This window comes from Laspinema sp. D2d (genome assembly GCF_025370755.1).
Taxonomy (GTDB): domain Bacteria; phylum Cyanobacteriota; class Cyanobacteriia; order Cyanobacteriales; family Laspinemataceae; genus Laspinema.
The window spans coordinates 12,539-36,294 of the sequence record NZ_JAMXFC010000037.1; the positions used below are offsets into that span (position 1 = coordinate 12,539).

Annotated in this window: 25 protein-coding genes; 11 read left to right on the forward strand and 14 right to left on the reverse strand. The window is 45.9% G+C overall.

All coding sequences use genetic code 11. From position 1 onward, the window contains the following. The first annotated feature begins 140 nt into the window (after positions 1–140). The 4 genes from NG796_RS20840 to NG796_RS20855 all read left to right on the forward strand — a co-directional run bounded on the left by NG796_RS20840 (position 141) and on the right by NG796_RS20855 (position 4,624). On the forward strand, positions 141–1,274 hold the full coding sequence (locus NG796_RS20840; RefSeq protein ID WP_261209014.1) for a glycosyltransferase: 1,134 nt from the start codon (positions 141–143) through the stop codon (positions 1,272–1,274). Positions 1,275–1,331: 57 nt separating this feature from the next. Continuing rightward, positions 1,332–2,498 (forward strand): glycosyltransferase family 4 protein, encoded by a 1,167-nt coding sequence (locus tag NG796_RS20845; protein ID WP_261209015.1) that lies wholly within the window; start codon positions 1,332–1,334, stop codon positions 2,496–2,498. A gap of 109 nt (positions 2,499–2,607) precedes the next feature. Continuing rightward, a complete protein-coding gene (locus tag NG796_RS20850; protein WP_261209016.1) occupies positions 2,608–3,678 on the forward strand; it encodes an NAD-dependent epimerase/dehydratase family protein in 1,071 nt (356 codons plus the stop codon). Positions 3,679–3,817: 139 nt separating this feature from the next. Further along, on the forward strand, positions 3,818–4,624 hold the full coding sequence (locus NG796_RS20855; RefSeq protein ID WP_261209017.1) for a WecB/TagA/CpsF family glycosyltransferase: 807 nt from the start codon (positions 3,818–3,820) through the stop codon (positions 4,622–4,624). 128 nt (positions 4,625–4,752) lie between these two features. Here the strand turns inward: NG796_RS20855 and NG796_RS20860 are convergent, their stop codons facing one another. Next, on the reverse strand, positions 4,753–5,013 hold the full coding sequence (locus NG796_RS20860) for a hypothetical protein (RefSeq protein ID WP_261209018.1): 261 nt from the start codon (positions 5,011–5,013) through the stop codon (positions 4,753–4,755). A 291-nt stretch (positions 5,014–5,304) separates the two neighbouring features. On the opposite strand from NG796_RS20860, the gene NG796_RS20865 reads away from it, so the two are divergent. Next, complete coding sequence (locus NG796_RS20865) at positions 5,305–5,760, forward strand: YbjN domain-containing protein (protein ID WP_261209019.1); 456 nt, start codon at positions 5,305–5,307, stop codon at positions 5,758–5,760. A 115-nt stretch (positions 5,761–5,875) separates the two neighbouring features. On the opposite strand, the gene NG796_RS20870 is transcribed toward NG796_RS20865, so the two are convergent. From NG796_RS20870 to NG796_RS20895, 6 genes are all read right to left on the reverse strand, one after another. Further along, positions 5,876–7,000, reverse strand: a complete 1,125-nt coding sequence (locus tag NG796_RS20870) for a YheT family hydrolase (protein ID WP_261209021.1) — start codon at positions 6,998–7,000, stop codon at positions 5,876–5,878. A gap of 164 nt (positions 7,001–7,164) precedes the next feature. Beyond that, on the reverse strand, positions 7,165–9,009 hold the full coding sequence (locus NG796_RS20875; RefSeq protein ID WP_261209022.1) for an adenylate/guanylate cyclase domain-containing protein: 1,845 nt from the start codon (positions 9,007–9,009) through the stop codon (positions 7,165–7,167). Between the two features lie 632 nt (positions 9,010–9,641). Next, on the reverse strand, positions 9,642–11,165 hold the full coding sequence (locus tag NG796_RS20880) for a PAS domain S-box protein (RefSeq protein WP_261209024.1): 1,524 nt from the start codon (positions 11,163–11,165) through the stop codon (positions 9,642–9,644). A 2-nt stretch (positions 11,166–11,167) separates the two neighbouring features. Beyond that, positions 11,168–11,557 (reverse strand): PAS domain-containing protein, encoded by a 390-nt coding sequence (locus tag NG796_RS20885; RefSeq protein ID WP_261209026.1) that lies wholly within the window; start codon positions 11,555–11,557, stop codon positions 11,168–11,170. 60 nt (positions 11,558–11,617) lie between these two features. Continuing rightward, a complete protein-coding gene (gene glsA, locus NG796_RS20890) occupies positions 11,618–12,649 on the reverse strand; it encodes a glutaminase A (RefSeq protein ID WP_261209028.1) in 1,032 nt (343 codons plus the stop codon). Between the two features lie 5 nt (positions 12,650–12,654). Next, complete coding sequence (locus NG796_RS20895) at positions 12,655–13,413, reverse strand: MinD/ParA family protein (protein WP_261209030.1); 759 nt, start codon at positions 13,411–13,413, stop codon at positions 12,655–12,657. A 177-nt stretch (positions 13,414–13,590) separates the two neighbouring features. Here NG796_RS20895 and NG796_RS20900 point away from each other — a divergent pair, with 177 nt between their 5' ends. Next, entirely contained in the window at positions 13,591–14,481 is an 891-nt protein-coding gene (locus tag NG796_RS20900; RefSeq protein ID WP_261209031.1) for a LysR family transcriptional regulator, read from the forward strand. A 109-nt stretch (positions 14,482–14,590) separates the two neighbouring features. Here the strand turns inward: NG796_RS20900 and NG796_RS20905 are convergent, their stop codons facing one another. From NG796_RS20905 to NG796_RS20925, 5 genes are all read right to left on the reverse strand, one after another. After that, on the reverse strand, positions 14,591–15,259 hold the full coding sequence (locus NG796_RS20905) for an HAS-barrel domain-containing protein (protein WP_261209032.1): 669 nt from the start codon (positions 15,257–15,259) through the stop codon (positions 14,591–14,593). A gap of 90 nt (positions 15,260–15,349) precedes the next feature. Next, entirely contained in the window at positions 15,350–15,547 is a 198-nt protein-coding gene (locus NG796_RS20910) for an NAD(P)H dehydrogenase subunit NdhS (protein ID WP_261209033.1), read from the reverse strand. Between the two features lie 122 nt (positions 15,548–15,669). Then, positions 15,670–16,929: a rod shape-determining protein RodA gene (rodA, locus tag NG796_RS20915; RefSeq protein WP_261209034.1), complete on the reverse strand. Its 1,260-nt coding sequence runs from the start codon at positions 16,927–16,929 to the stop codon at positions 15,670–15,672. A 117-nt stretch (positions 16,930–17,046) separates the two neighbouring features. Then, a complete protein-coding gene (locus tag NG796_RS20920; protein ID WP_261209035.1) occupies positions 17,047–18,117 on the reverse strand; it encodes an Mrp/NBP35 family ATP-binding protein in 1,071 nt (356 codons plus the stop codon). A gap of 46 nt (positions 18,118–18,163) precedes the next feature. Beyond that, entirely contained in the window at positions 18,164–18,433 is a 270-nt protein-coding gene (locus tag NG796_RS20925; RefSeq protein ID WP_261209036.1) for a hypothetical protein, read from the reverse strand. 86 nt (positions 18,434–18,519) lie between these two features. Here NG796_RS20925 and hemF point away from each other — a divergent pair, with 86 nt between their 5' ends. Further along, positions 18,520–19,551: an oxygen-dependent coproporphyrinogen oxidase gene (gene hemF / locus NG796_RS20930; RefSeq protein ID WP_261209038.1), complete on the forward strand. Its 1,032-nt coding sequence runs from the start codon at positions 18,520–18,522 to the stop codon at positions 19,549–19,551. Positions 19,552–19,815: 264 nt separating this feature from the next. After that, the gene (locus tag NG796_RS20935) at positions 19,816–20,184 is read left to right on the forward strand and encodes an STAS domain-containing protein (RefSeq protein ID WP_015148893.1); all 369 of its coding nucleotides are present in this window, start codon (positions 19,816–19,818) and stop codon (positions 20,182–20,184) included. Between the two features lie 83 nt (positions 20,185–20,267). Here NG796_RS20935 and NG796_RS20940 read toward each other — a convergent pair whose 3' ends face one another. Continuing rightward, positions 20,268–20,969, reverse strand: coding sequence for a chromophore lyase CpcT/CpeT (locus tag NG796_RS20940; protein WP_317619336.1), 702 nt, complete (start codon positions 20,967–20,969; stop codon positions 20,268–20,270). A gap of 107 nt (positions 20,970–21,076) precedes the next feature. On the opposite strand from NG796_RS20940, the gene psb29 reads away from it, so the two are divergent. Next, the gene (psb29, locus tag NG796_RS20945; RefSeq protein ID WP_261209039.1) at positions 21,077–21,784 is read left to right on the forward strand and encodes a photosystem II biogenesis protein Psp29; all 708 of its coding nucleotides are present in this window, start codon (positions 21,077–21,079) and stop codon (positions 21,782–21,784) included. Positions 21,785–22,027: 243 nt separating this feature from the next. After that, complete coding sequence (locus NG796_RS20950; RefSeq protein ID WP_261209040.1) at positions 22,028–22,600, forward strand: phosphoribosyltransferase; 573 nt, start codon at positions 22,028–22,030, stop codon at positions 22,598–22,600. Positions 22,601–22,724: 124 nt separating this feature from the next. Here NG796_RS20950 and tsaB read toward each other — a convergent pair whose 3' ends face one another. Continuing rightward, complete coding sequence (gene tsaB, locus NG796_RS20955) at positions 22,725–23,369, reverse strand: tRNA (adenosine(37)-N6)-threonylcarbamoyltransferase complex dimerization subunit type 1 TsaB (RefSeq protein ID WP_261209083.1); 645 nt, start codon at positions 23,367–23,369, stop codon at positions 22,725–22,727. 188 nt (positions 23,370–23,557) lie between these two features. Between tsaB and NG796_RS20960 the strand changes: the two genes are divergently transcribed. Beyond that, complete coding sequence (locus NG796_RS20960) at positions 23,558–23,746, forward strand: CPXCG motif-containing cysteine-rich protein (protein WP_261209084.1); 189 nt, start codon at positions 23,558–23,560, stop codon at positions 23,744–23,746. The last annotated feature ends 10 nt before the right edge of the window (positions 23,747–23,756 follow it).

The window sequence follows — 23,756 nt, forward strand, 5'->3', positions numbered from 1 at the left end:
TATATCAAGGATTGATCAAAAAGGTTGGATTATGAGAAGTCTGAGGGTTTAAAGTTATCCTCTAGGAGGATTCAATAAAAAATAAATCTTGAGTTTGTAGCTGTCAACAGAAAATGAGAGTTTTTGTCTGATTTACCATTATGAATATTGCCTTTTATCTAAAAGTATTTCCGCCTAAAGGTAAACCCCTGAATCGGGGCCTCAAAAAAGCTGTGGATGGTCTGGCAGCTGGTTTGGTTGATTGTGGTGCTAATGTAAGTGTTTTATGTGAAGGGGAGCAGGATAGTTCCTTCCTGACTGAAGGAGGATATGAAGTTAAATGCTTTGCCAAGAATTATCCTAATGTATTCAAATTTTCTCTGTCTGACAATTTAAAAAAACATTTGCTGCAAAATTCCTATGATATTGTAGTTTTACATGGAATATTTCATCCTTCTCTTTATTCTTTATCTCGATTGTTGAAAGAAAAGGGTAATCCTTATATAGTAGCACCTCACGATCCTTATCATCCTTATATTTTTAAGAAAAACTCCCAGATTAAATGGCTGTATTGGTATTTCTTTGAACGAAAACTCTTGCAGGAAGCCAGCTTGATACAGCTTTTAGATATTCGTCATGGAGATTTATTACAAAGTCTAAAAATTGAAACCCCCTGTGTTGCTATTCCCAATGGATTTGATTCTAATGATATTATCCCGGAATCAAGTTTAAAATGGCCCGATCAGGGTCCAGCAAAACTTTTATTTTTAGGACGAATTGATTCTTACAATAAAGGTTTAGATATTTTACTGGATAGTTTTGCCCAAGTTCTTAATACAAATGAAATCGATTTAAACCTTCAAGGACCTGATTTTGGAGATAAAAAAATGCTCTTAAAAAAAGCTGAAAGCCTAGGAGTTTCTAGGAGTTTTTGGTGTAAAGAGCCTGATTTTAATGTTTCTCCTACTTCTATTATTGCAGGGTGTGATATTTTTTGTCTTCCTTCCCGGTTTGAGGGATTTGGATTATCTGCCTTAGAAGCAATGCAAGCAGGACGAGTGCTTTTAGTGTCGGAAATTGCGGGCATATCCCCCTTCGTTAAAGCAAGTGGCTGTGGTGTTGTTGTTCAACCCAACGTAGCTAGTGTGAAAGATGGATTAGTTGAACTATTAGCTTGCCGATCGCACTGGAAAGAAATGGGCCTTGCTGGTCGGCGGTATGTGGAGGAAAACTTACAGTGGAAAACCATTGCTGCCGATGCTTTAGAAAAATATAACCGCTTACTTAAACAGTAGAATGGTTGGAAGCACCAAAGTGTTGCCCATTTGTAAACTGGACAGGGGATTGACAGGATGCATATCCTCAGCATACACAATCGCTACCAAATTCGGGGTGGTGAAGATGAGTCACGAGAATCCGAAGAACGTCTCTTACGGGAAAACAACCATACAGTAGATGTTTACGAAGATCATAATGATCGCGTAGCAGAACTGGGAAAATTGCGCGTTGCCCTGCGAACCGTCTGGTCTGTGGAAAGCTATAAAATTGTCAGAGAACGGATCAAACAAAATCCCTACGATCTGATTCATGTTCAAAATTTTTTCCCCTTAATCTCTCCTTCGGTCTACTATGCCGCTAAAGCGGAAGGGATTCCGGTGGTTCAAAGTTTACGGAATTACCGTTTGCTGTGCGCGAATTCTTTCTTTTTCCGGCAAGGACAAGTTTGCGAAGACTGTATGGGAAAAGTGATTCCTTGGCCGGGAGTTGTTCACGCTTGTTATCGGGACAATCGTGCGGGTTCTGCAGCTGTGGTAGCCATGCAAACGGTCCATCGGGCTTTGCGGACTTGGACTAATATGGTGGATGTTTACGTGACTTTAACCGATTTTGCTCGGAATAAATTTATTGAAGCGGGTTTACCGGCTGACAAAATTGTGGTAAAACCCAATTTTGTCTCTACGGATCCGGGGGTGGGTGAGGGAAAAGGCGGGTATGCTTTTTTTGTTGGGAGACTTTCCCCAGAAAAAGGATTAGAAACGATGCTAACGGCCTGGTCACGTTTGGGAAAACGGATTCCCCTCAAAATTGTTGGAGATGGACCACTAGGTCCCTTCGTTGAACAGGCAGCACAAAACCTGCCCAATGTGGAATGGTTGGGTCGGCGTCCCTTGCCCGAGGTTTATGATCTGATGGGGAACGCTTCATTTGTTATTTTTCCATCGGAATGGTACGAAACTTTTGGCCGGGTTGCTGTGGAAGCGTTTGCGAAGGGAACCCCTGTGATTGCGGCGAATATTGGCGCGATCGCCGAGTTGGTGGAACAGGGACGCACGGGGAGATTCTTTCGTCCTGGGGATGTCGAAGACTTAATTGAGCAGGTCGAGTTTGCCTTAGATCATCCTGATCAAATGGCTCAGATGCGGCGGGAAGCAAGGGCTGAGTTTGAAGAAAAATATACAGCTGATCGCAATTATCAGTTACTCAGGGAGATTTACTCCCGCGCTAAAGGGTTGCATTAATGGATAAAAAGCGCTGGAGATCTCGATGGTATTTATAATCTAGGGGGGAATAAACGCCAGCAATGCTGCTGGCCGATCGCCCAAAAGCTCATCACAGCAGGAGAACAGAATGTCTGTAGTTATCGTAACCGGATCCGGTGGATTGATTGGTTCCGAGGCCGCCCTATTCTATGGCAAAGCGGGGTACAAAGTCGTCGGGATTGACAATGATATGCGTCAATACTTTTTTGGACAGGAAGCTTCCACGAGTTGGAACCGTGAACGAATCAGCAAAGAACTCGGGGATCAGTATGAACATAACGAAGTTGATATCCGCAATCCCGAAGCCATTAATGCAATTTTTTCTAAGTACAAATCAGATATCGTCCTAATTGTCCATACGGCGGCGCAACCCTCTCATGATTGGGCAGCAAAGGAACCGTTTACGGATTTCTCGATTAATGCCAATGGGACCCTGGTTTTGCTAGAGGCAACCCGGGAGTTTTGTCCGGAGGCGGTGTTTGCCCATTGTTCCACCAATAAGGTGTATGGCGATCGCCCGAATACATTACCCCTGGTTGAACAGGAAACCCGTTGGGAATTAGACCCCTCTCACCCCTACCAAAATGGGATCCCCGAAGAGATGAGCATTGACCAAAGTATGCATTCTCTGTTTGGGGCCTCGAAAGCTGCCGGAGATCTCTTGGTCCAAGAGTATGGGCGCTATTTTAATATTAAAAGTGCCGTATTTCGTGGCGGGGTCCTCAGTGGACCCCAACATTCCGGTGCTCAATTACATGGGTTCCCTTCCTATTTGATGAGATGCGCCATGACAGGAACCCCTTACACCGTGATCGGTTATAAAGGCAAGCAAGTCCGGGACGTCATCCACTGTACTGATGTGATTCTGGCGATGGATACCTTTTTTAAAAAACCTCGGATTGCTGAAGTGTACAACCTGGGTGGGGGTCGCGAGAGCAATACTTCGGTGATGGAAGGGATCCAAATGTGCGAAGAGATTACTGGCAAGAAGATGGAAACCAGCTACACTGAGACCAACCGCATGGGGGATCATATCTGGTATATCAGTGATTTAAGTAAGTTCAAATCCCATTATCCCGAGTGGAAATTAAGCTATCCTAGTGTCAGAGATATTTTTCAAGAAATCTATGACTTTAATCAGTCTCGCTGGGGGAGTTGAGTTGCCCAATTTCTTGGACATAACTTCTTGAAAAGTTATCAAGTCTTGCCAGGGTGTTCTACTAAAAAAATCAGCAATTAGCCCCAGCGCTAATTGCTATGGATTAAAATTTACCCAGTTCTAAATAGAGGTGATTGGGGTGATTAATCGAGGGAAATACTCCGTACTCGGAGTGGAAATATCAGCCATTGATTATGAATATGGTGTGGAAGCGATTATTAATGCAGCCAAGGCGCGATCGCCTCTAGCCATGACCGCTTTGGCGGTTCATGGGGTGATGACGGGCTTTTCTGATCCCGTTCATCGTCGCCGCTTAAACGCATTTGACTTGGTAACTCCTGATGGACAGCCAGTGCGCTGGGCGCTTAACTGGATTCATGGGATTAAACTGCCCGATCGCGTCTATGGTCCAACGTTGACTTTAAAAGTCTTAGAAGCGGCTGCAAGAGAAGGATTGCCGGTGTATTTTTACGGCAGCAAACAGGAAACCTTGGACCTATTATTGAAGAAATTAGAGGTTAAGTTTCCCGGGTTAAAAGTCGTTGGTGCAGAACCCTCTAAATTTCGCCGGTTAACTCCCGAAGAAAAGCAAGAAGTAGTTAATCGGATCAATAATAGCGGTGCAACCATTACTTTTGTGGGGTTAGGTTGTCCTCGTCAAGAAGTCTGGGTTTATGAGTATCGCAATCATTTATCCATGCCCTTGATGGCAGTGGGGGCTGCCTTTGATTTTCATGCGGGTACGGTATCTCAGGCACCGCCTTGGATGCAGAAACGGGGACTGGAATGGTTCTACCGATTGATTCAGGAACCGGGACGGTTGTGGAAGCGCTATTTGTTATTGAATCCGATGTATTTGACCTTTACTTTTTTACAAATGTTATCCATTTCTAAGCAGCCGGTTTTGAAGCCAACGGGAATGGAACCGGAAGAGTCTTATGGGTAAGCTATGAATCCGGTTGCGGCAGATTTCAAACTGCTGTTAACGGAACAAAGCCCGCTTAAAGGCGGGCTATTTTATGAGAATCACCGATCGCCCCATCCCTTCTACACTTACTTGCCAACCCCTTCTCTCTAATTCGCCGTCGAGTTTACTCGGGAATAGTGCCACCCTGGACTAACTTCTAAGGGCAGAATTTTTAAACCATTGAGTACAAATCCACGGTATGTCACCCCTTGGCAGGGATGCCACTCATAGATCGCTTCGCTACCTTCAAGATACTCAATTTCGCTCATTACCCGGTATTTGTGGCTTTCACTTTGAGAAAAAAGCATCACAGGGGTTTCTTCTCCAGCAGGGGCAATCAGTTTATGAGTGGGAGCAAATATACTCATGATTAAAACCTCGATTAAAACTTGAATTAAAGTAGGGAGATTCAGTGATTTCCCGGTTGACTTGTTGTATTATCAGCGGATTTTAACCTCTGCTGTGCGATCGCTATCCTCCAAGGCAAGTGAAATACTTTACTCTACTCCTGTGATTGCGATCGCATTCGATGTTTTTTAACGCGATACTCCACTTGTCCTACCCTTAACGGTGGCTTCATTCTAAAAACTGAGTCACTCAACCTGGGAAGATGGTAAAAAGCACTCAACAGCGGCTCTAAATTAAGAAGGAGAATCCAAATGCAATTTCAAACCTCAGCACAAGAAGCCTGTTATCACAAAGTCGCCCTCTGGATGCAAGAATTATTTGGCAAATTTCCCTGTGCTCGCCAAGATATCCCTGGATTGGGGCTATTTATGGGTTCCGCCCTGGTGGAAGTCCTGATTTTACCTTGGGGAGAAGAGGATTCTGTAATCAATACCCGCGCTTATGTGGTGACGGGGACGGAACTGACTGCGGATCTGATGCGCTTTCTCCTGGAACAGAATAGCAATATGATTTTCGGGGCTTTTGGCATTGACTCGAAGGGTGATATCCTGTTCGAGCATAGTATTGTGGGTTCCACTTGCGATAAAAAAGAACTGGAATCTTCGGTGAATGCTGTTCTGGAAGTCTCCGACGAGTACGATGATCAATTGGTAGAACGATGGGGCGGCAAACGTGCTCTCGATCGCATCTGCGGCAACTCTAACTAGAGCATCGGTACCCTAGCGGTTAAAACCCGGTTTCTTGAGAAATATCCCCATTAGGACCAAATCTGCGCCAGAAACCGGGGTTCTTGTCCCTTAGATCGAAACGGGGACCGAGGCCCTAACCCTTGTTAACCCCTGATAAACTCAGGTGGAGGGGCGATCGCTGATGAGTAATCCGGTCAGAAAATCCTTCCCTTTGGCGATCGCACCAGTCTAAGACGCGATTCCACCCCCACCAGCGATCGCGATCTCCAGCTTTTTTCTGAGTCGCTAAATTACTGACATAGCCTACATGACCCCCATACCGAGTCAGCAAAAGCTCGATCGCCGGGTTGCGATCGCAAATTTCCTTTAACTCCGGCACGATCGCTGGGTGAAAGATCGGGTCATCTGCCGCATACAAAATCAAGGTAGGTTTGGTAAACTCTGGCAAAATTTTCAGGGAATTGGTAGCGGCATAATACTCCTCTACCGAGGCAAACCCGAGACGGGGAATCACCACCTCATGATCAAATCCCCAAATGCTATTAACCCGGGCGATCGCCGAAGGGTCGAAGTGGTTGGGATGAAGCTGATGCAATTTCCAGGCAAGTTCTTTCAAGTTTTTAGTGATCGCCTTTTCCAGATATTGCCCCAAAGGTTGTTTCACTAAATAGGACATGGACCGATTAGAATCCAGATTGGGACAAATCACTGCCCCACCCCCTATTTCCTTGGGGTGTAAGTCTAAATCTTTTCCCCAATCGGCGATCGACTCCCCTGCTTTTATCCCCCACAACGCCAATTGTCCTCCCAAAGAATAACCCATAAACCAAAACGGTCCTGGACATCCCATTGATTTGGCTGTTGCCGCAATCTGTACAAAATCTTCCCCCTCGTACAATCCATCGGAACTCACAGTGGGAGATAATTCAGCAGTTTTTCCATGACCCCGCCAGTCAAAAAGGACCACAGAATACCCTCGGGCAAAAGCTTTCCGCCCCAGAATTTTCAAAAACCATTGTTGGGGAAGTTCTCCCGTAACCCCGTAAGTAGCCACAATAGTTCCTTTAGAGTGTGGGTTGCGGGCAATCCATCCATAAATCGGCACTCCTCCTGCGCCAGTAAAAAGGGTTTCTTGATAAGGCGCTTCAGGATCAGCGATCGTCTGTTCCCAGTCTCGACTCGCGACTAAGGCTGTATGCAGGGTCATCGCCAGCCCATTTTTTAAGAAAAATGGTGGATTGTAGTTTGAATCAAACATAACTCAGTCTCAATAATCGAGAGGATTGTGAAGAAAGCCGCGTACCATACTCTGCGGGACCAGAAATCAGGATCTGCTCTCTCGATTGTAACGAAATTGTAACAAAATGTAACGAAAGGGCTAACGTCAGCCTAGTTGAGGAAATCAATACAGCTTGATTCATCCTAAAGGTTACGTTGAGCGCGATCGCAATAAATCTGCGCCACGCGATCGCCTGGATTCCGATCTAAACACTCCCCAAACAACTGCGCCGACTCTCGAAACCTCTGGCGATCGTAAAGGGATAATGCTTCTGTAAATCGGTTTAGGGTTGCCAGCTTTCTGTCTCTCATTTCTGGGGAGTCAGCATCAAACACTTCATACACTGTCACCGCTTCGGATTTGCCTTTAACTTGGACATGATCAATGCGCCGAATCGCATAACTATCCCGCTGCTGTAACCGAGAATAAGTCTCTTCCGTAATTAAGAGGGCTACTCCATAATTTTTAGTTAATCCTTCCACCCGGGAGGCGACATTCACCGCATTACTAATCACCGTACTATCCATGCGATTTTGTCCGCCCACGGTTCCTAACATTAACAATCCTGTATTAATCCCAATCCCATTTTTAATCGGTGGAAATCCCGATTTACTACGTTCTTGATTGTACTCACCCAGGCGATGGAGCATAGAAATTCCCGCTTTTACGGCATTATCGGCTTCTCCGCTAAAAAGGGCCATAATTGCATCACCGATATATTTATCAATAAAGCCTGAATGTTCAGTAATGGCGGGTTCCATCCGGGATAGATAAGCATTAATAAACTTAAAATTATCCGAGGGGTCCATCATTTCACTGAGGGTCGTAAACTCTCGAATATCGGAGAAGAGCACCGACATTTCTAACTGAACTTGGTCCCCTAATTCCACTTCGACAATACTGGATTTATCTAAAAATTGCAGAAATTGATTGGGAACAAACCGTGCATAGGCTTGATTGAGTTGAAAAAGCTCATGGGTAAATCGTTCTCGTTCTGCCTCAGCCCGTTGGCGATCGGTGACATCAATTCCCACCGATACGGTAGCCGTCCCTTGTTGGTATTTTTGGGCGGCAATGAGATAATGTCGCTTTTCTTCATGGATCTGATAATCAATGATAGCAGAAGCTGATGTTTCAGGACTAGAAATGAATTCACTCAAAAAAATAGCTAACTTAGCATTTTCTTTTAAAAATCCAACTTCTTGACCAATAAAAGCTTCTTGCGAGAGGTTAAAGTTTTCGGCTAAATGACGATTTACCCCCACGAATACCCCACCGGAATCAATCCAGGAAATTGAACCGGGAACCGCATTTAACACCGCCTCTAGTTGCTCTTTTGCTTCGGCGAGTTCTTGTTCACGGGCTTTTAATTGTAGAACCATTTGGGTAAATATATTAGCGAGTCGTCCTAACTCATCCTCGCGATTAGCTACTTCATGTAAGGAGTTCGGTTGGAAAGTGTTGTTTTCAACAGCAATAGCAGCTTGAATCACTTTATCAACTTCTTGCAAATAGCTCGACATTTCTCGATTTGCCGAAATTAATGCTTCCTCCATTGCTTTGCGTTTAGTGACATCTCGGATGGTCAAAACCGCCGTGCGATCGCCATTTTTAAGTTCCACAAAAGAACCAGAAATTTCCAGAATGAGTAAATGCCCCTCCTGTTGAAATTCATATTCCCCTGTTGAATAATGTTGGGAGAGGACCTGATAAACAGGATGCTCTGTTTCTAACAGTACAGTCCCCCCTTGAGTTAGCGGAATTAGGGTGGAGAGAGGACAACCGAGAACCGAAAGATGACTCAGATTCACCAGGCGATCGAAGGTAGTATTGCACCATTGAATTACTCCATCTTCTCCCGTCCAGACGATCGCCTCATCAATTGATCCCAGGGCCAGTTCCATCTTGCCCAGAGTTGCCCGCAACTCTTTAATCACAATGGCTAAATCTCTTTGACCGAGTTCTAAGCCGGTTAATTGATTACTCATAGTCAATCTGGGGTATTAGAGTTACTAAGATTAAGAGGGCTTAGTTGGGCGATAAAATGCCATTTTTTTGCAATTTTTTGAATAGTAATATAATGATTTGATAGAATATAACTTCCATCGGGAGCCAGGATTATCCGATTAATCGGAGGATTTATAACCGGGGAAAGTTCTTTCATCGTGAACCTTAATTGCTAATTTTACAGTAAAGTTGGACTTTCTAGCACCCCCTCTCCTTGAATAAATCTAAACCATATTAGGCAACGGGGACGGATAAACTAATTATGAAAAATACTGGCTCAGAACAAATCCCTTGCTGATTAATTTATCATGATATTGCCCACTTCTAACCCCTAAGTCTTAGGGTAAGACAGTGAATCCGGAAAGTCTAATACTTTATAATTATAATCCTTATAACTTTTAGGCATATTTCAGGCAAGTTAGAGAATAACGAACTTTTAAATATTTTGCTCTCTTTTTAGACAAGAAAATCTTAATTTTACTGGAACGAGGGTCTGTCTCTCTCAAAATAGGTGTAAAGCCATTGCCTCAAAATCCGTGAACATCAGAGGGAAATTTCTGCCTAACTTCGCCGTAAACAAAGATTCAACAGTTCAGTTTTTGTAAGATAAGACTTACCCCCAAAATTCATCAAGGTTGACTTCTGACATCTCTTGCTTCACCTCTTGAAAATAGCTGCTTTCCGTTAGCATAGCCACATCTTTTTCCCGCTTCTGATGGTCGATTTCAATCTTTAATTCTGCCAATTGTTGTTTCAGTTGCTCCTCCCGACGTTTTTGTTCGGTAATATCCTGAACGATGCCTTCATAGTAGAGCGTTTTTCCACTACTATCTTTGACAATCCGTGCATCAATCTGAATCCAAATTATCCGGCCATCTTTACAATAAGAACGGTATTGAAAATTCTTAGCTGCCCCTTGCTGCTTTGCCACTTCTTTGAATTCAAGTCGTTTTTCAGCATCGACATAGAGTTGCTCACCAATATTGGTAATACTTTCAATCATCTCGTTTGGGGAATCATAGCCATAAATTTTGGCTAAGGCGGGATTTACGGTGATAAATCGTCCTTCCGGTGACGATTGAAAAATCCCTTCTAAAGCATTTTCAAAGATGCTGCGATAGTTCTCTTCAGCAATTCGCAGGGATTCTTCTGCTCGTTTGCGATCGGTGATATCAATGCCAACCGATACCGTAGCACTCCCTTGCTGATATTTTTGAGAGGCAATTAAATAATGTCGCTTTTCTTCATTGATGTTAAAATCAAGGATACAAGAGGCCGCCGCTTCATTACTAGAAATAAATTCACCTAAGAAGCTGGCTAATTTAGCATTTTCTTGTAAAAATCCCACTTCGCGACCAATAAAAGCTTCTTGAGACAAGTTGAAGTTTTCAGCCAAATGACGATTGACACCCACAAATAAGCCACCGGAATCAACCCAGGAAATAGAACCGGGGACGGCATTTAAAACCGCCTCTAGTTGCTCTTTTGCTTCTGCAAGTTCTTGTTCACGGGCTTTTAATTGCAAAACCATTTGAGTAAAAACCCGGGCGAGTCTTCCTAACTCATCTGGGCGAGAGGCGACTAGATCTAAAGATTCGGGTTGAAAGCTATTATCTTCAACAGAAATTGCAGCCCGAATTACTTTATCAACTTCTTGCAAATAGATAGACATTTCTCGGTTTGCCGAAATTAATGCTTCCTCCATTGCTTTGCGTTCAGTAACATCTCGAATGGTTAAAACCGCCGTGCGATCGCCATTTTTAAGTTCCACAAAAGAACCCGCAATTTCTAATATTAAGAGACTCCCCTCCTGGTGAAATTCATATTCCCCCGTTTCAAACTTTTGAGAGAGGACCTGCTCAACGGGGTATGCTGTTTCTAATAAGGAAATTCCCCCTTGAGTCAGCGGAACTAGCGTGGAGAGAGGGCAACCCAGAACTGAAAGATGACTGCGATTCACCAGGCAATCAAACGTGGTGTTACACCATTGAATCAGCCCATCCTCTCCCGTCCAGACGATCGCCTCATCAATCGACCCCAGTGCCAATTCCATCTTCCCCAGAGTTGCCCGCAACTCCTTAATGACAACGGCTAAATCTCGACTACCTAATTCTAAGTTTTCTAATGGATTACTCATACTCAATCTTCGGGATTAGAATAACTCGGATTTAAAGGACGAAGTTGAGCCGCAAAATACCACCGGCCCTCAATTTTTTCCGCTGTAATGTAATGCTCCGATAAAACCGAATCCCCATGTTTATCAATCACCATCGCATTAATCGGGTGGTTCGCTACATGGGAAATTTCGGTCATGCTAAATCGAGAAAAGCCCAAGTTATGGGAATCATGAAAATTCAAGGGAATAATATCTGCTAAAGTTTGACCAATCAGTTCAGAACCCCAGTGATAAATTTCACTAAACTGAGGATTGATATAGACAACAAACCCTTCATCATCTGCAATCACCACGGGTTGCCGAGCTTCCGATCGCAAATCGGAAAAGTTTCTTACGAATTGTTCATCAGTCATGTCCATTTCCTTCTTCTAAACCGAGGAATTTTATTTTTCTACAGGTTTTAGGGACCCTTTTTACCAATCATTTATCCCTTCACCACCCGCAATCCATTGTTTTAAATCCCGTTCAGGTTTTGCCACATTAAACAGATGCAACCCAAAATCATGGGAGAGGTCTTCGCAGACTTTGATCCCTCGCAGGCTATTTCCTTTTGCATCTAAAGGGGGTGAAAAAGTGCCAATTCCCAATAAATTGGGAACCACTGCGGTAATTCCTCCTCCTACGCCACTCTTAGCAGGCATTCCCACTCGGTAACACCATTCCCCCGAGGCATCATACATTCCACAGGTGAGCATAACGCTGATAACATCCTGCACATAATGTTCATCGATCGCCCGTTCCTGAGTGATTGGATTCACCCCTCCATTTGCCAAAGTTGCTGCTAACATAGCTAAATCTTTGGCAGTAACCAAAATCGAACATTGTTGAAAATAAAGGTCCAGGGTTTCGTCAATTTTTTCATTGACCATGCCAAAATTTAGCATTAAGTATGCCATTGCTCGGTTACGGTAGCCCGTGGCTCTTTCTGACAAAAAGACTGGGACATTAATATCATGCTCCCGTCCCGTATAACGTTTAAACATTTCTAGCAATCGCTTCAGGCGTTCTGTGCCATTTTTGCCTTTAATCAGGTCAGCAGTTGCGATCGCCCCGGCATTCACCATCGGGTTATAGGGACGATTAGTTGCTTCATCCAGGACAATAGAATTAAAGGCTTCCCCCGTCGGTTCTACACTGACTTTGCTATTGACATACTCGCGCCCATGATCCTCTAGGGCCAAGCCAAATACAAAAGCTTTAGAAATAGATTGAATCGTAAATAATTTGTCACAATCCCCGACTTCAAATACCTCTCCCTCTGCTGTGATGACACAAATGCCAAACCACTCAGGTTCAGCCAGGGCCAATTCAGGAATGTAGTCAGCGATCGCCCCCTCATTCAGCAATTTATATTTTTCGTAAAGGTCCGTCAAATAATTGCGAAAAGGTGAAGTAACAGAAGTGATAGAATTAGCAAAAGATTGTAAATCTCCGATATTCGACATAATCCTTACCCTTCCATAATTTGCTGGGCCACCTTGCGGAACTCCTGGCTGAGTGGGTGTTCGGGATATTTCACGCAAAACACTCCTTCACTCGCCAGTTGAATCAAATCTTCTGAAAGGGGAAAAACCCCGGCAACGGTTTCACCGTAAGTTTCTTCAACTTTCTGTTTCAATACATCGAGGTTAAGCTTACTATGAGCTTTATTAATTGCCAACAGCATTTTACGGACTTTTAATTGCCGTGCGACATCCACCGTTACCGCCGTTCCTTGATAGTCTTGCTTGTCCGGACGCAGAATTAACAGCAAAATATGAGAGATGGCAATGGATAAAAATGTTTCTTTAGATAACCCAGGGTGAGTATCAATAAATAAGTAGTCTAATTTCAGGGTTTTGACTAAGCTGCGAAATCCATCATTCATCAGCTTGACATCATAGCCATCCCTGAGAATGCGGGCAATATGATCCGGTTTCACACTAGAGGGAACTAGATAGAGTTTGCCCGGTTCAGTGACCCCAATCATGGTCCCCACATCATAAGCTGAATCTTCAATGGGACTATCACCCCACAGGTAATTATTCAGCGTTTTATCCATCTGTTCTGGTTCTAAACAAAACAGATTATGAATCCCTGGTGACGGAACATCGGTATCTACAACTCCAACCCGATACCCTTGTAACGCAACGGTAGTTGCTAAGTTGGCAGTAAAGTTAGACTTACCTGTCCCACCTCGATAAGAGTGAATAGAAACAACCTTAGGCATCTTTTGTAAATACTAAAATTATCAGACTTGTTAGGTGAGTAGGAATACTTTTTGAGGCAGCCTTTCTAGCTTTTGCCCGACTCTGAACGATTGACTCTATCCTAGGGTAGTCCAGAAGTAAAGTCGAATGCCTTATAATCATAATGCTTATAACTTTTAGGCATGGCATAGGCAATTATGGAATTACGGCATCTTAAATATTTTGTGGCCGTTGCACAAGACCTCAGCTTTAGCCTTGCTGCAAAACGACTGTACATCTCCCAACCGGCGTTAAGCCGTCAAATCAAATACCTGGAAAATGAACTGGGTGCAATGCTTTTTTTGAGGCAATCTAATGGATTAAAACTCACCGAGGCAGGGCATTTTTTCCTGGAACAAGCCCAAGATATTTTGAACCGGAGTCAAATAGCCGTTGAAACGATTAAGACTCATTATACCCAAACTGAAGAGCCTTTAATGGTTGGCTATATCCCGACGATTCTCCAGAGTTTTTTGGGTCAAACCTTACACCAATTTGGACGAACTTATCCTCAAATTGCCGTGCGTTTTCACGAGATGTTGCCCAGTCAGCAAGTAAAAGCGCTCAGAGAGGGGGCGATCGATATTGCCTTTATGGGCAATCCACCGGATGAATTAGAGACAGAATTTACCGTTAAATGTATTAAAAAAGTCCCCATTGTTGCCCTGGTATGGAATACCCATCCCTTGGCATACCAATCCTCTATTAATCTAGCGGAACTAGCGGCTGAAAAATTTATCGGAATCTCTGAAGTCACCTTTCCAGGACGGAACGATCGCATCCGAGACACTTGCCGCTGTGCTGGTTTCATCCCCAATCTACATTTATTTGCTGATAGTCATGCGTCAATGATTGCCCTCGTTGCCGCAGGGCAAGGGGTCGCCATCATGCCCAACGAAGCAGAAGCACTCCCTCATCCCCAAGTTCGGTTTATTTCCCTTCACCATCCCATCTACTATGCCCGCTCAACAGCCGTATGGAGAAAAGAAATGCCGGATCACTCTTTAGATAAATTTCTTAAAATTCTGTTTGAGCAGATTCAAATTTAAACAATAAGCGTTATAAATAACTTCAATTTTTTCTGAAACAATAAAGTTAAAATTGTTATTTTAAATCTGTAATTTTTACCCATTAAAATCTCTCAATTATTAAACATTCCTAGGGATGAATTTGACTTAAAATCAAGCGGAGGCGATCGTAATCATCCTTGAGCAAAACGCTCAGAGTGCGTCCAGCTTGGACTAACCAATCGCGATCGGCCCCGCGTAATTGGTACACCTCGCGAATAGCTGCCGCAGTCAAGGCGTCTACAGGTGCGCCAGGAACTTGCAAGAGAGTGCGGAGGAAATCAAATTGTTGGGTAAAGTGGACAATTTCTGAGGGTTGACAGCGATAGACCGCTTGGTGAATTTGAGGGGGACGGGGGGGGATATATTGATAGACAACGCCGGTGGGAAGGCGTGATCCATTTTGGTTGTCAAGATGGGGACAAAATCCGGCGATCGCCGCCCGAAATTCAGTTTTAAGCATCGCAAAAATCTGGGGTTGCTGTTCCCTTAACCCCTCTAAAGATAAACCCAGCGCCCTCGCCCGATGTACCGAATCAATCGGACTGGTGGTGGCAAAATAAACCACCCCATAAATCTGATTTCCTGACTCTTCATCCAAAGACTTCACCCAGCTACCAAAGGGCGGCATCAGGGGAAAATTTAACTCTTCGGGATCTAAACATTGGGCTAAAAACTCAGTCGTTGCCGTCTCAATCACCTCAGCAATATGGTCCGGGTGACGATGTTCATTGGCAAATTGGGGTAAAGGTAGACGCATAATTAACGCTTAAACATCTCTTTAAATAAAAGAAAAATACAGGGTTGAAGAGTTAAATCTCATCAACCCTGAACGGTGATTCCTCGTGAACTATTTGCTTTTCTTGCGACCTGCAGTGGCATCTACAGGTTCAAGTTCCGAGAGTCGAAATGTGACTAATTTATCCCAATTTCCACCCTCAAACAGGACAGCCGCCTTCCCATCGGTCAGGCGTTGAACTTGTCCTTGAAAGTCGTAATAAGTATCATCGGGATTTTTAACACGAACAGCCGATCCAGGCAAAATCATAATGTTTTCCAGATGCTTAGAGTTAAGGGATGCTGCTGACAAGTCAGGAAACCTGAGTCATCATCCGTTATGGTGAATCGTTTGGGAGTCATTCGTCAAGGTTTCCTCAAGATAGCTAGAGGCTAAAACTTTTTCTTCACTTTTTCCCGGTGATAGGCGACAGATTCAACCAAACCCAGGGCGATAAAATTGGTCAGCATGGCGGACCGACCATAACTCAGCCAAGGGAGGGGAATCCCCGTCACGGGGGCCAGTCCAATAGTCATCCCAATATTGACGACCACCTGAAACACAAGCATTGATAAAACCCCGATCGCCAACAATGCGCCAAAGGTATCTTTAGAGTTTTGGGCAATCAAGACGAGGCGCAGGCAAATCAACCAAAAGGACAGGAGGATCACCATCGACCCGATAAACCCAAATTCTTCACCGATCGCCGAAAAGATAAAGTCAGTATGCTGTTCCGGGATAAAGTTAAGCTGGGTTTGGGTTCCATTATAGAGCCCGCGCCCATGCAGTCCCCCGGACCCAATCGCGATCCGAGATTGGATCAGGTGATATCCAGCGCCGAGGGGGTCTTTTTCTGGGGTGAGGAAGGTGGTCAACCGTTCTTTTTGATAATCTTTGAGGATGTTCCATAAAAGGCTCCCGATTCGACCAACAATCAGGTTCATCACGACAGTTCCCAACGCCCCCAAAAAAGGCCAGGGTAAGGTACGCCAGCCAATTAAAGCCATTAAGCCAGCCCACGCAAACCATCCGGGTAAATAAAGGCTAAACAGAAACGCGGCTACGAGGGGGGATATCATGAGGATGATCCAACCCGGATTGGTGTTACCCCAATACAGCATTCCTAGAGTGATCGCCCCAAAGACTAGGGAGGTCCCTAAGTCGGGTTGGATGAAAACTAAGCCCCAGGGTACGGCAGTAATAGCCAGGGTTTTGAACATAGAACCCAGAGTATCGGGGGGCCGTTCATGCAGGAGTGCCGCCAGGGTAATAATCATCCCTATTTTGGCAAATTCTGACGGTTGAATATTAAATCCACCAATGGTAATCCACCGCTGTGCACCGAGGGCAGTGGTCCCGATAAACATAACCGCCAGTAGGGAGAGATTGGTGGCACCATAAACCACCCACTTTAATTGAATCAAGTTATCGTACTGCCATCGCGAGATGATGACGGCCATCACCAGTCCAATCCCACCCACCAACCAGTGTTGCCACCAGTCGGTCCACCCGAGGTTGAGTTCGGTACTGCGGATCATAATCCCGCCAAATAGAGTTAAGGCGACAGGCAAGACAAATAAGAGCCAGTCAGACTCTAGCCAGGGTTGTATCCAAGCTCTCCAACGCGATCGACTTACGGTCTTTTGAAACATACTTCAAGGAGGTAATGGGGGAGATGGGGGAGATGGGGGAGATAGGGGAGATGGGGGAGATAGGGGAGATGGGGAAGATAGGGGAGATAGGGGAGATAGGGTTTGTTCTATTTACAGTTAGGCTAGGGCTACGACAGAGACTTTACCAGCAATTCGGTTTGCAATTTCTCGTAAGGCTTTAGCAGAGGGGGAATCTGGGGCAGAAATGGAGATCGGGACACCGCTATCCCCACCCTCGCGCAGGGGAATTTCTAAGGGGACGCAGCCTAAGAAGGGGACGCCGAGTTCGTCTGCGGTTTTTTGTCCGCCTCCGGAGCCAAAGATATCGTATTTTTTGTCGGGCATATCTGGCGGGATGAAATAGCTCATATTTTCAACAATTCCCAGGACCGGCACGTTTAATTGTTGGAACATTTTTAACCCTTTACGAGAATCCAACAAGGCGACAGTTTGGGGAGTCGTGACAATGACAACACCTGCCATTGGTACGGATTGGGCCATTGTTAGTTGAGCATCGCCGGTTCCAGGGGGCATATCTACGATCAGGTAGTCGAGTTCTCCCCAATCGACTTGATAGAGAAACTGCCGAATCACGCCGTTTAACATGGGACCGCGCCAGACGACAGGTTGGTCTTTGTCGATTAAAAAGGCCATTGAGACTAATTTCACGCCGTGATTAAAGGCGGGTTCAAGGACATCGCCTTGGGGACCTTGGCGGACCATGACTTGGGCATCACCCAGTCCAAGCATGGCGGGGTCGTTGGGACCATAGATATCAGCATCCAGGAGTCCGACTTTGGCCCCCGATTGGGCGAGGGAGACGGCGACATTAACGGCGATCGTGCTTTTGCCGACACCACCTTTACCACTGGAGATGGCGAGGATATTTTTAACTCCGGCGATGCCTTGGCGATCGGGGAGGGATTTCTGTTGGGGGGTTTCAGCGGTGACTTCGATGCTGACTTCTTCGACTCCAGGTAAGGTGCGGACGGCTTTTTGGCAGTCTTCGACGATAAATTCTCGCAAGGGACAGGCGGGGGTAGTCAGGACTAAGGTAAAGCTGACGTTGCCTTGGTCAATTTTGACGTTACGAATCATGTTCAGGTCTACCAAGCTCTTTTGGAGTTCGGGGTCTTGCACGGGTTGCAAGACTTCTAAGACGGCTTGGGACGTTAGGGGTTGAGTCATCGGTTTGCCTGTTTCTCCTCTCTCGGACGGATCAGGAAGACAGTCGTTATTTTAGGGGAAGGTTGGGGTTGAGGTTTGGCCCTTTAAGTGGCTGGGGTTTCCCGGTTGGGAAGGCGCAAATTGTTGCCCGATCGCCTGGTTTTGTTGCTTCCCCTTCAACGAGTTGCCTGCTGATTTCTAAGTGTTTTCCTAATGTATCTTTTTTTGTAGTAATATGTAGAATTTTTAAAGGCAGTGGATAAGGGCAGAGATTAAGATAGGATTTTTTGAAGAGTCGGTCAGCTTGATCGAGACAAGGGCTTAAAGATTTCATCAAGGGTGCGATCGCGTTATCCACCGCTGAGATTTCGATCGCTCTTGACAGGCAGATCTCTATCCCGCAGCAGAAAATAATTTGACATTATGACAGTTTCTTCGACTTTTGAGGCCACCTCTACCCAGAATTTGCCACCGGATGACTCGAAAGAACGAGTCAGTCAGTTTATGCGATCGCTACAAGATGAAATTTGTCAAGGGTTGGCAGAACTTGATGGCCTTGGCACGTTTCAAGAAGATTCTTGGGACCGCCCAGAAGGGGGCGGGGGCCGTTCTCGGGTGATGCGCGAGGGCAATGTCTTTGAACAAGGGGGCGTGAATTTTTCTGAAGTGTGGGGAGATCATCTGCCGCCTTCTATTTTAAAACAACGTCCTGAGGCGGAGGGTCATCGCTTCTATGCGACGGGTACTTCTATGGTGTTGCACCCGCGCAATCCTTATGTTCCCACGGTCCATTTAAACTATCGCTACTTTGAAGCAGGGCCGGTGTGGTGGTTTGGAGGCGGCGCAGATTTGACACCGTATTATCCCTTTGCCGAAGATGCCGCCCATTTTCACCAAACCTTGAAAGCCACTTGCGATCGCCACCATGATGAGTATTACAAGGTCTTCAAACTCTGGTGTGACGAATATTTTTACCTGAAGCATCGCGACGAAACCCGAGGGGTGGGGGGTCTATTTTTTGACTACCAAGATGGTCAAAGCGAACTCTATCGCGGTCCAGACCCCACGGGACCCGCAGCGGAATATAGTCGGAAAATTGGCATCCCTCCTCAACGCAATTGGGAAGCGTTGTTTGCGTTTGCTCAAGATTGCGGGCGATCGTTCTTACCCGCTTATCAGCCCATTGTTGAGCGTCGTTCCGGGATGGAATATGGCGATCGCGAACGGAATTTCCAACTGTATCGCCGGGGACGGTATGTAGAATTCAACCTCGTGTACGATCGCGGCACCATTTTTGGACTCCAGACCAATGGCCGTACCGAGTCGATTTTAATGTCTCTGCCGCCCTTGGTTCGTTGGGAATATGGCTATCAACCCGAACCCAACACCCCAGAAGCTGAACTCTACGACACCTTCTTGAAACCCCAAAACTGGGCGGATTGGACCGCGCATTAAAGGCCCCCACACCCTTGAAAATGTCAGTTTTGGCTTCATCGCTTGGGACAGCCTGGAAAAATAGGGCAAATTTACCTAAATTTCTGCTCAATGCAGGCGATGGAGTCAACATATCCGGCATTTCCTTCGTCAAGGGATGACGCACTGTGCTATTTTTCTAGCAGCAAGTTTGGCTAATTTCGGTCAAGCTCAATCGGGGCAATGGCTCCGATTTTGCTAAACTACGAAAGCGAGGTAGGCAAGTAGCGTATTGAGGGAGGGCCTGTGATTCATATCGAGCAAAAAACCCATACGACCCAGGATGGAACAACGGTGATTGTATTGGCCCCAACGGGTCGCCTAGACATTACCACCGCGTGGCAATTTCGCCTCAAATTACAGGAGTGCATTTCTAAACTGAGTCGTCATATTGTCGTTAATTTAGGGCAGGTTAACTTTATTGATAGTTCTGGCCTGACGTCGCTAGTAGCAGGGATGCGAGATGCGGACAAGGTTAAAGGCAGTTTCCGTATTTGTAACGTGCATCCAGAGGCCAAATTGGTTTTTGAAGTCACGATGATGGATTCAGTCTTTGAAATCTACGAAACCGAAGAAGAAGCGCTGGAAGCGGGTCCCCGAAGCATGGCGACTTAATGTTTAAAGGGGATTGGAGAAACGGGCCTGACCCGTTCTAACCCAGTTTGGCATCCCCGGCACTTCTCAACGCTCACCGGCTTTCATCTTACGAGTCCGACCAGTTCCCCCGAAAAATCGTGACGCTTGGTGAAGTGGAATGGCCCTAACACGGCCCCCCACAAGGCTTTACCTGTATTGGGATCGATGCCTTTGTCAAAGCTGAACAGTTCAGTCGGGGATGCCTCGAAACCGAGATCGACTTGGCGAGTTTCTCCTTGATAGGGAAAACAGCATCTTGCTCCCGAGGGCAAGGATGCGGCAAAATGATAAGTGCCGTCAGTTAAGCGTTTTTGGTTGACGGTCAGGGTACATCCGGGCAAGCATTCTACTTGTGCCGGATTTAGCTGTTGGAGTAAATGGGGTTGGCGACCGGCCCCCCGGCATTGATTGGGGTCCTTGAACATGAAATACTGGACTTCTAACTGCGGTGGACCGTCACCGTTAAGCACTTGTCGAAGCTGCATGATTCGAGGCCGATAGGGGCGATCGAGATTGACAATGTTGGCTTGTTCGGCAAATAGGGTCAAACAGGGCTCGGAAAATAACTGGACCGGGACCGGACGGTGCCAAAGGCGCAGATGGACATACCATGCTGGATCCGCGATCGCCTGTTCTTGATTGTCAAATTCTCCCGCTAAGTATTGCCCTAGGGCGATTAACTCCGATGTCAGGGTCATCTTTAATTTAAAAATTGCAACGATTTCAGGAAAAATCCCACCGGAAATCTCCGGTTGATTTCGCATTTTAAAGCATGGTGGGCCAGATCCCGAGGGCGATCCCCCGGATGCTGCTTGGCAAAAGTGCGTTTACGAGAGAAAATGAAAGGAAGTTCTCCTTAAAAACGCACCCCGTGAATAACGTCCGCACCGTATCAGATACCAAGCGAGCCTTCTATACCATTCACACCCGTCCGATTAACTCGATTTATCGACGGGTCGTCGAAGAATTGATGGTGGAAATGCACTTGCTGTCGGTGAATGTGGATTTTAATTATGACCCCATTTATGCCCTCGGAGTCGTAACCACCTTTGACCGATTTATGCAAGGATATCGACCCGAAGATGATAAAATCTCGATTTTTAATGGCATTTGTAAGGGGTTAGAAGCTGATCCCCAGAAGTATCGGCAAGATGCCCAATGGTTAGAGGAAATTGCTAGTCGCCATTCCGGAGAGGAGATGGTGTCTTTACTCAGTCGTTCCGCAGGGGCAGAAATGGAAGGAGATTTCCAAGGTATCCTCGGGGCGATCGCGGCTAAACCCAATTTCAAATACAGCCGATTGTTTGCGGTGGGTCTGTTTACCCTCCTCGAACAAGCTGACTTGGAACTGGTGAAAAACGAAAAATCCCGTCAAGAGGCAGTCCAGAAGATTTGCACAGCGCTGAATCTGCCTCCCGATAAACTCTCTAAAGACCTCGACCTCTACCGAAGCAATTTAGAGAAAATGATTCAAGCCCGCAGTGTCATGGACGACATTTTAGCGGCAGACCGCAAAAAACGCGAAGATCGGGCGAAGCAGAAAGGCGCAGCAACTGTACCTCCTGGTTCTCCAGAGTAAGAGATAACGGCCCTGGCCCCGCACCCTCAAGGGCGGGGAATAAAAGCGAACAAAGCCCGCGCAGGCGGGCTAAATTTACAGTATTTGGGTTTTAAAATTGCTTAAATGACTATTGTGCGATTTCCTTGGGATGAATTTCCATCGGTGTGGATTCATGCCCAAGAATTAGAAGTGAAAAAGCATTTTGCCTACCGTTAGGCCAAATCAGGAGACCCTGAAGCTGCATATCAGTTGGTAAATGAGATGCTTTCAGCACAAGTAGTAGCGCAGTTAGCATCTACCTTCGAGGGAACCCAGGTGACATTAGTTTCAGCCCATGCGATCGAGTCTATCGGGGTGAATGCGATTCCTGAAGCATTGGCTAGTTCCCTAGCCCAGCAATTACATTGGCCTACGGACAGTGGAATTGTTCAAACCAATATTGTTGGACATACAGGGGCTGATGGATTTTCTCGCCTTGCGCGACAAGCGGAGTTTGAGGGAGATGTCACCCCAAACCAATGTTATCTTTTAGTTGATGACTTCGTAGGACAAGGTGGAACTCTCGCCAACCTGCGATCTCATATTATTCGTGGTCGAGGACGAGTCATTGGGGCAACTGTCCTCACGGGTAAACCGTATTCGGCCCATATCACTTTAACAAACACCACTCTTGATGCACTGAGAGCAAAATATGGATCCGAACTTGAAAACTGGTGGCAAAACCGATTCAGCTTCAACTTTGCCTGCCTTACAGAGTCTGAAGCACGTTACTTGCTCAAAACCCCGACGGCTGAACGAATCCGAGATAAAATTACTCAGGCAGAGCAAAGTTGAAATTGCCCGAAAGGTGATTGAGCTTTCTGAGTTAAATAAGACGGCTCAATAGTAGAAACAAAGACAGGGTAGTGCTGTTTCCCTCCAGTTAAAGCAACAGGCACTTTTTTTATGCCGATCGCCTTTACTGATCTACCGGATGCTGTCCATAAAATGGGAGGGCCTCCGAACTCAGCGGACGTTTGCCCTGTTCCCACTCCAAATGGGCAAGTTCCAGAAGACTGGAGACGGTAAACCCTAAATTTTCTGGGACTTGGATGAGTTGATAGGGACGAGTAAAAGTGGCGAGAGTCTCTTCCCATTGTTCTGGGGTGAGGACGGTATCGGGAAGCAGAGGAATGGCGGCGGTGGGTGTGATTTCATAGATGGCAGTGAAGAGGTGACCCCGTTGAGCGGGCATTTGCAGGGCGATCGCCTGGGGTTGCTTGTCCGTCTGATGACGAGGTTGGGACCAAGCGACGGCGGCTAAACTAGAAATGGCAAACAAGGGAATAGAGAGTTGCTGGGCGAGAATCCGGGCGGTGACGACCCCAATCCGGGTCCCGGTAAAGCTACCCGGTCCTTTGGCAACGGCAAGAAAGGCGAAATCCTGCCAAGTCTGAGGGGAGATAAACTCGGCAAGATAGGTGTGTAAGTGGGTGGCAAGCGATCGCCCCATCTCCCAGGTTTGGCAGCGCTGGGTTTCAGCAAAATTGCTCAACGCTAGACCCAATTGGGGACTGCTGGTATGCAAGGCGATCGCGTAAGGGTTAGAGTCCAATGGCACCATCAGAAAATAGTTTAGAATGATCTCCCTAGAGTACAGCAGTTGCCGGGGAAAAATAAAGCAAATCAGAAAAGCGATCGCTTTATAAGAGTGCATCGCTGGCAAAATTTGCGATGCATCTCTATCTGAACTGAATGAAATAATTGATGTTAACATTAAATCATTCAGGATTTTTATCACAATTACAATTTATGCAAACTACAGCCGAATATTATTGTGCTTATTGCGGCGAAGATAATGTAATATTTGTCGATTTGAGTGCCGGAAGTTATCAGTCTTATGTCGAAGATTGTCAAATTTGCTGCCGACCCAATATTTTATACTTGCAGGTGGATGAAGAGACCCTAGATGTGGATATCAGCAGCGAACCCGAAAGTTAACCAAAACCCA

What these genes read in the sequence shown, in the direction of transcription:
- NG796_RS20870 (WP_261209021.1), bottom strand. Translation starts at nt 7,000, where the DNA reads ATGTTTGATTCAAACTACAATCCACCATTTTTCTTAAAAAATGGGCTG.
- NG796_RS20865 (WP_261209019.1), top strand. Translation starts at nt 5,305, where the DNA reads ATGCAATTTCAAACCTCAGCACAAGAAGCCTGTTATCACAAAGTCGCC.
- NG796_RS20910 (WP_261209033.1), bottom strand. Translation starts at nt 15,547, where the DNA reads ATGATTTTGCCTGGATCGGCTGTTCGTGTTAAAAATCCCGATGATACT.
- NG796_RS20940 (WP_317619336.1), bottom strand. Translation starts at nt 20,969, where the DNA reads ATGCGAAATCAACCGGAGATTTCCGGTGGGATTTTTCCTGAAATCGTT.
- hemF (WP_261209038.1), top strand. Translation starts at nt 18,520, where the DNA reads ATGACAGTTTCTTCGACTTTTGAGGCCACCTCTACCCAGAATTTGCCA.
- tsaB (WP_261209083.1), bottom strand. Translation starts at nt 23,369, where the DNA reads ATGGTGCCATTGGACTCTAACCCTTACGCGATCGCCTTGCATACCAGC.
- NG796_RS20880 (WP_261209024.1), bottom strand. Translation starts at nt 11,165, where the DNA reads ATGAGTAATCCATTAGAAAACTTAGAATTAGGTAGTCGAGATTTAGCC.
- NG796_RS20845 (WP_261209015.1), top strand. Translation starts at nt 1,332, where the DNA reads ATGCATATCCTCAGCATACACAATCGCTACCAAATTCGGGGTGGTGAA.
- rodA (WP_261209034.1), bottom strand. Translation starts at nt 16,929, where the DNA reads ATGTTTCAAAAGACCGTAAGTCGATCGCGTTGGAGAGCTTGGATACAA.
- NG796_RS20860 (WP_261209018.1), bottom strand. Translation starts at nt 5,013, where the DNA reads ATGAGTATATTTGCTCCCACTCATAAACTGATTGCCCCTGCTGGAGAA.
- NG796_RS20840 (WP_261209014.1), top strand. Translation starts at nt 141, where the DNA reads ATGAATATTGCCTTTTATCTAAAAGTATTTCCGCCTAAAGGTAAACCC.
- NG796_RS20960 (WP_261209084.1), top strand. Translation starts at nt 23,558, where the DNA reads ATGCAAACTACAGCCGAATATTATTGTGCTTATTGCGGCGAAGATAAT.
- NG796_RS20850 (WP_261209016.1), top strand. Translation starts at nt 2,608, where the DNA reads ATGTCTGTAGTTATCGTAACCGGATCCGGTGGATTGATTGGTTCCGAG.
- NG796_RS20900 (WP_261209031.1), top strand. Translation starts at nt 13,591, where the DNA reads ATGGAATTACGGCATCTTAAATATTTTGTGGCCGTTGCACAAGACCTC.
- NG796_RS20875 (WP_261209022.1), bottom strand. Translation starts at nt 9,009, where the DNA reads ATGAGTAATCAATTAACCGGCTTAGAACTCGGTCAAAGAGATTTAGCC.
- glsA (WP_261209028.1), bottom strand. Translation starts at nt 12,649, where the DNA reads ATGTCGAATATCGGAGATTTACAATCTTTTGCTAATTCTATCACTTCT.
- NG796_RS20920 (WP_261209035.1), bottom strand. Translation starts at nt 18,117, where the DNA reads ATGACTCAACCCCTAACGTCCCAAGCCGTCTTAGAAGTCTTGCAACCC.
- NG796_RS20895 (WP_261209030.1), bottom strand. Translation starts at nt 13,413, where the DNA reads ATGCCTAAGGTTGTTTCTATTCACTCTTATCGAGGTGGGACAGGTAAG.
- NG796_RS20905 (WP_261209032.1), bottom strand. Translation starts at nt 15,259, where the DNA reads ATGCGTCTACCTTTACCCCAATTTGCCAATGAACATCGTCACCCGGAC.
- NG796_RS20950 (WP_261209040.1), top strand. Translation starts at nt 22,028, where the DNA reads ATGCTTTCAGCACAAGTAGTAGCGCAGTTAGCATCTACCTTCGAGGGA.
- NG796_RS20885 (WP_261209026.1), bottom strand. Translation starts at nt 11,557, where the DNA reads ATGACTGATGAACAATTCGTAAGAAACTTTTCCGATTTGCGATCGGAA.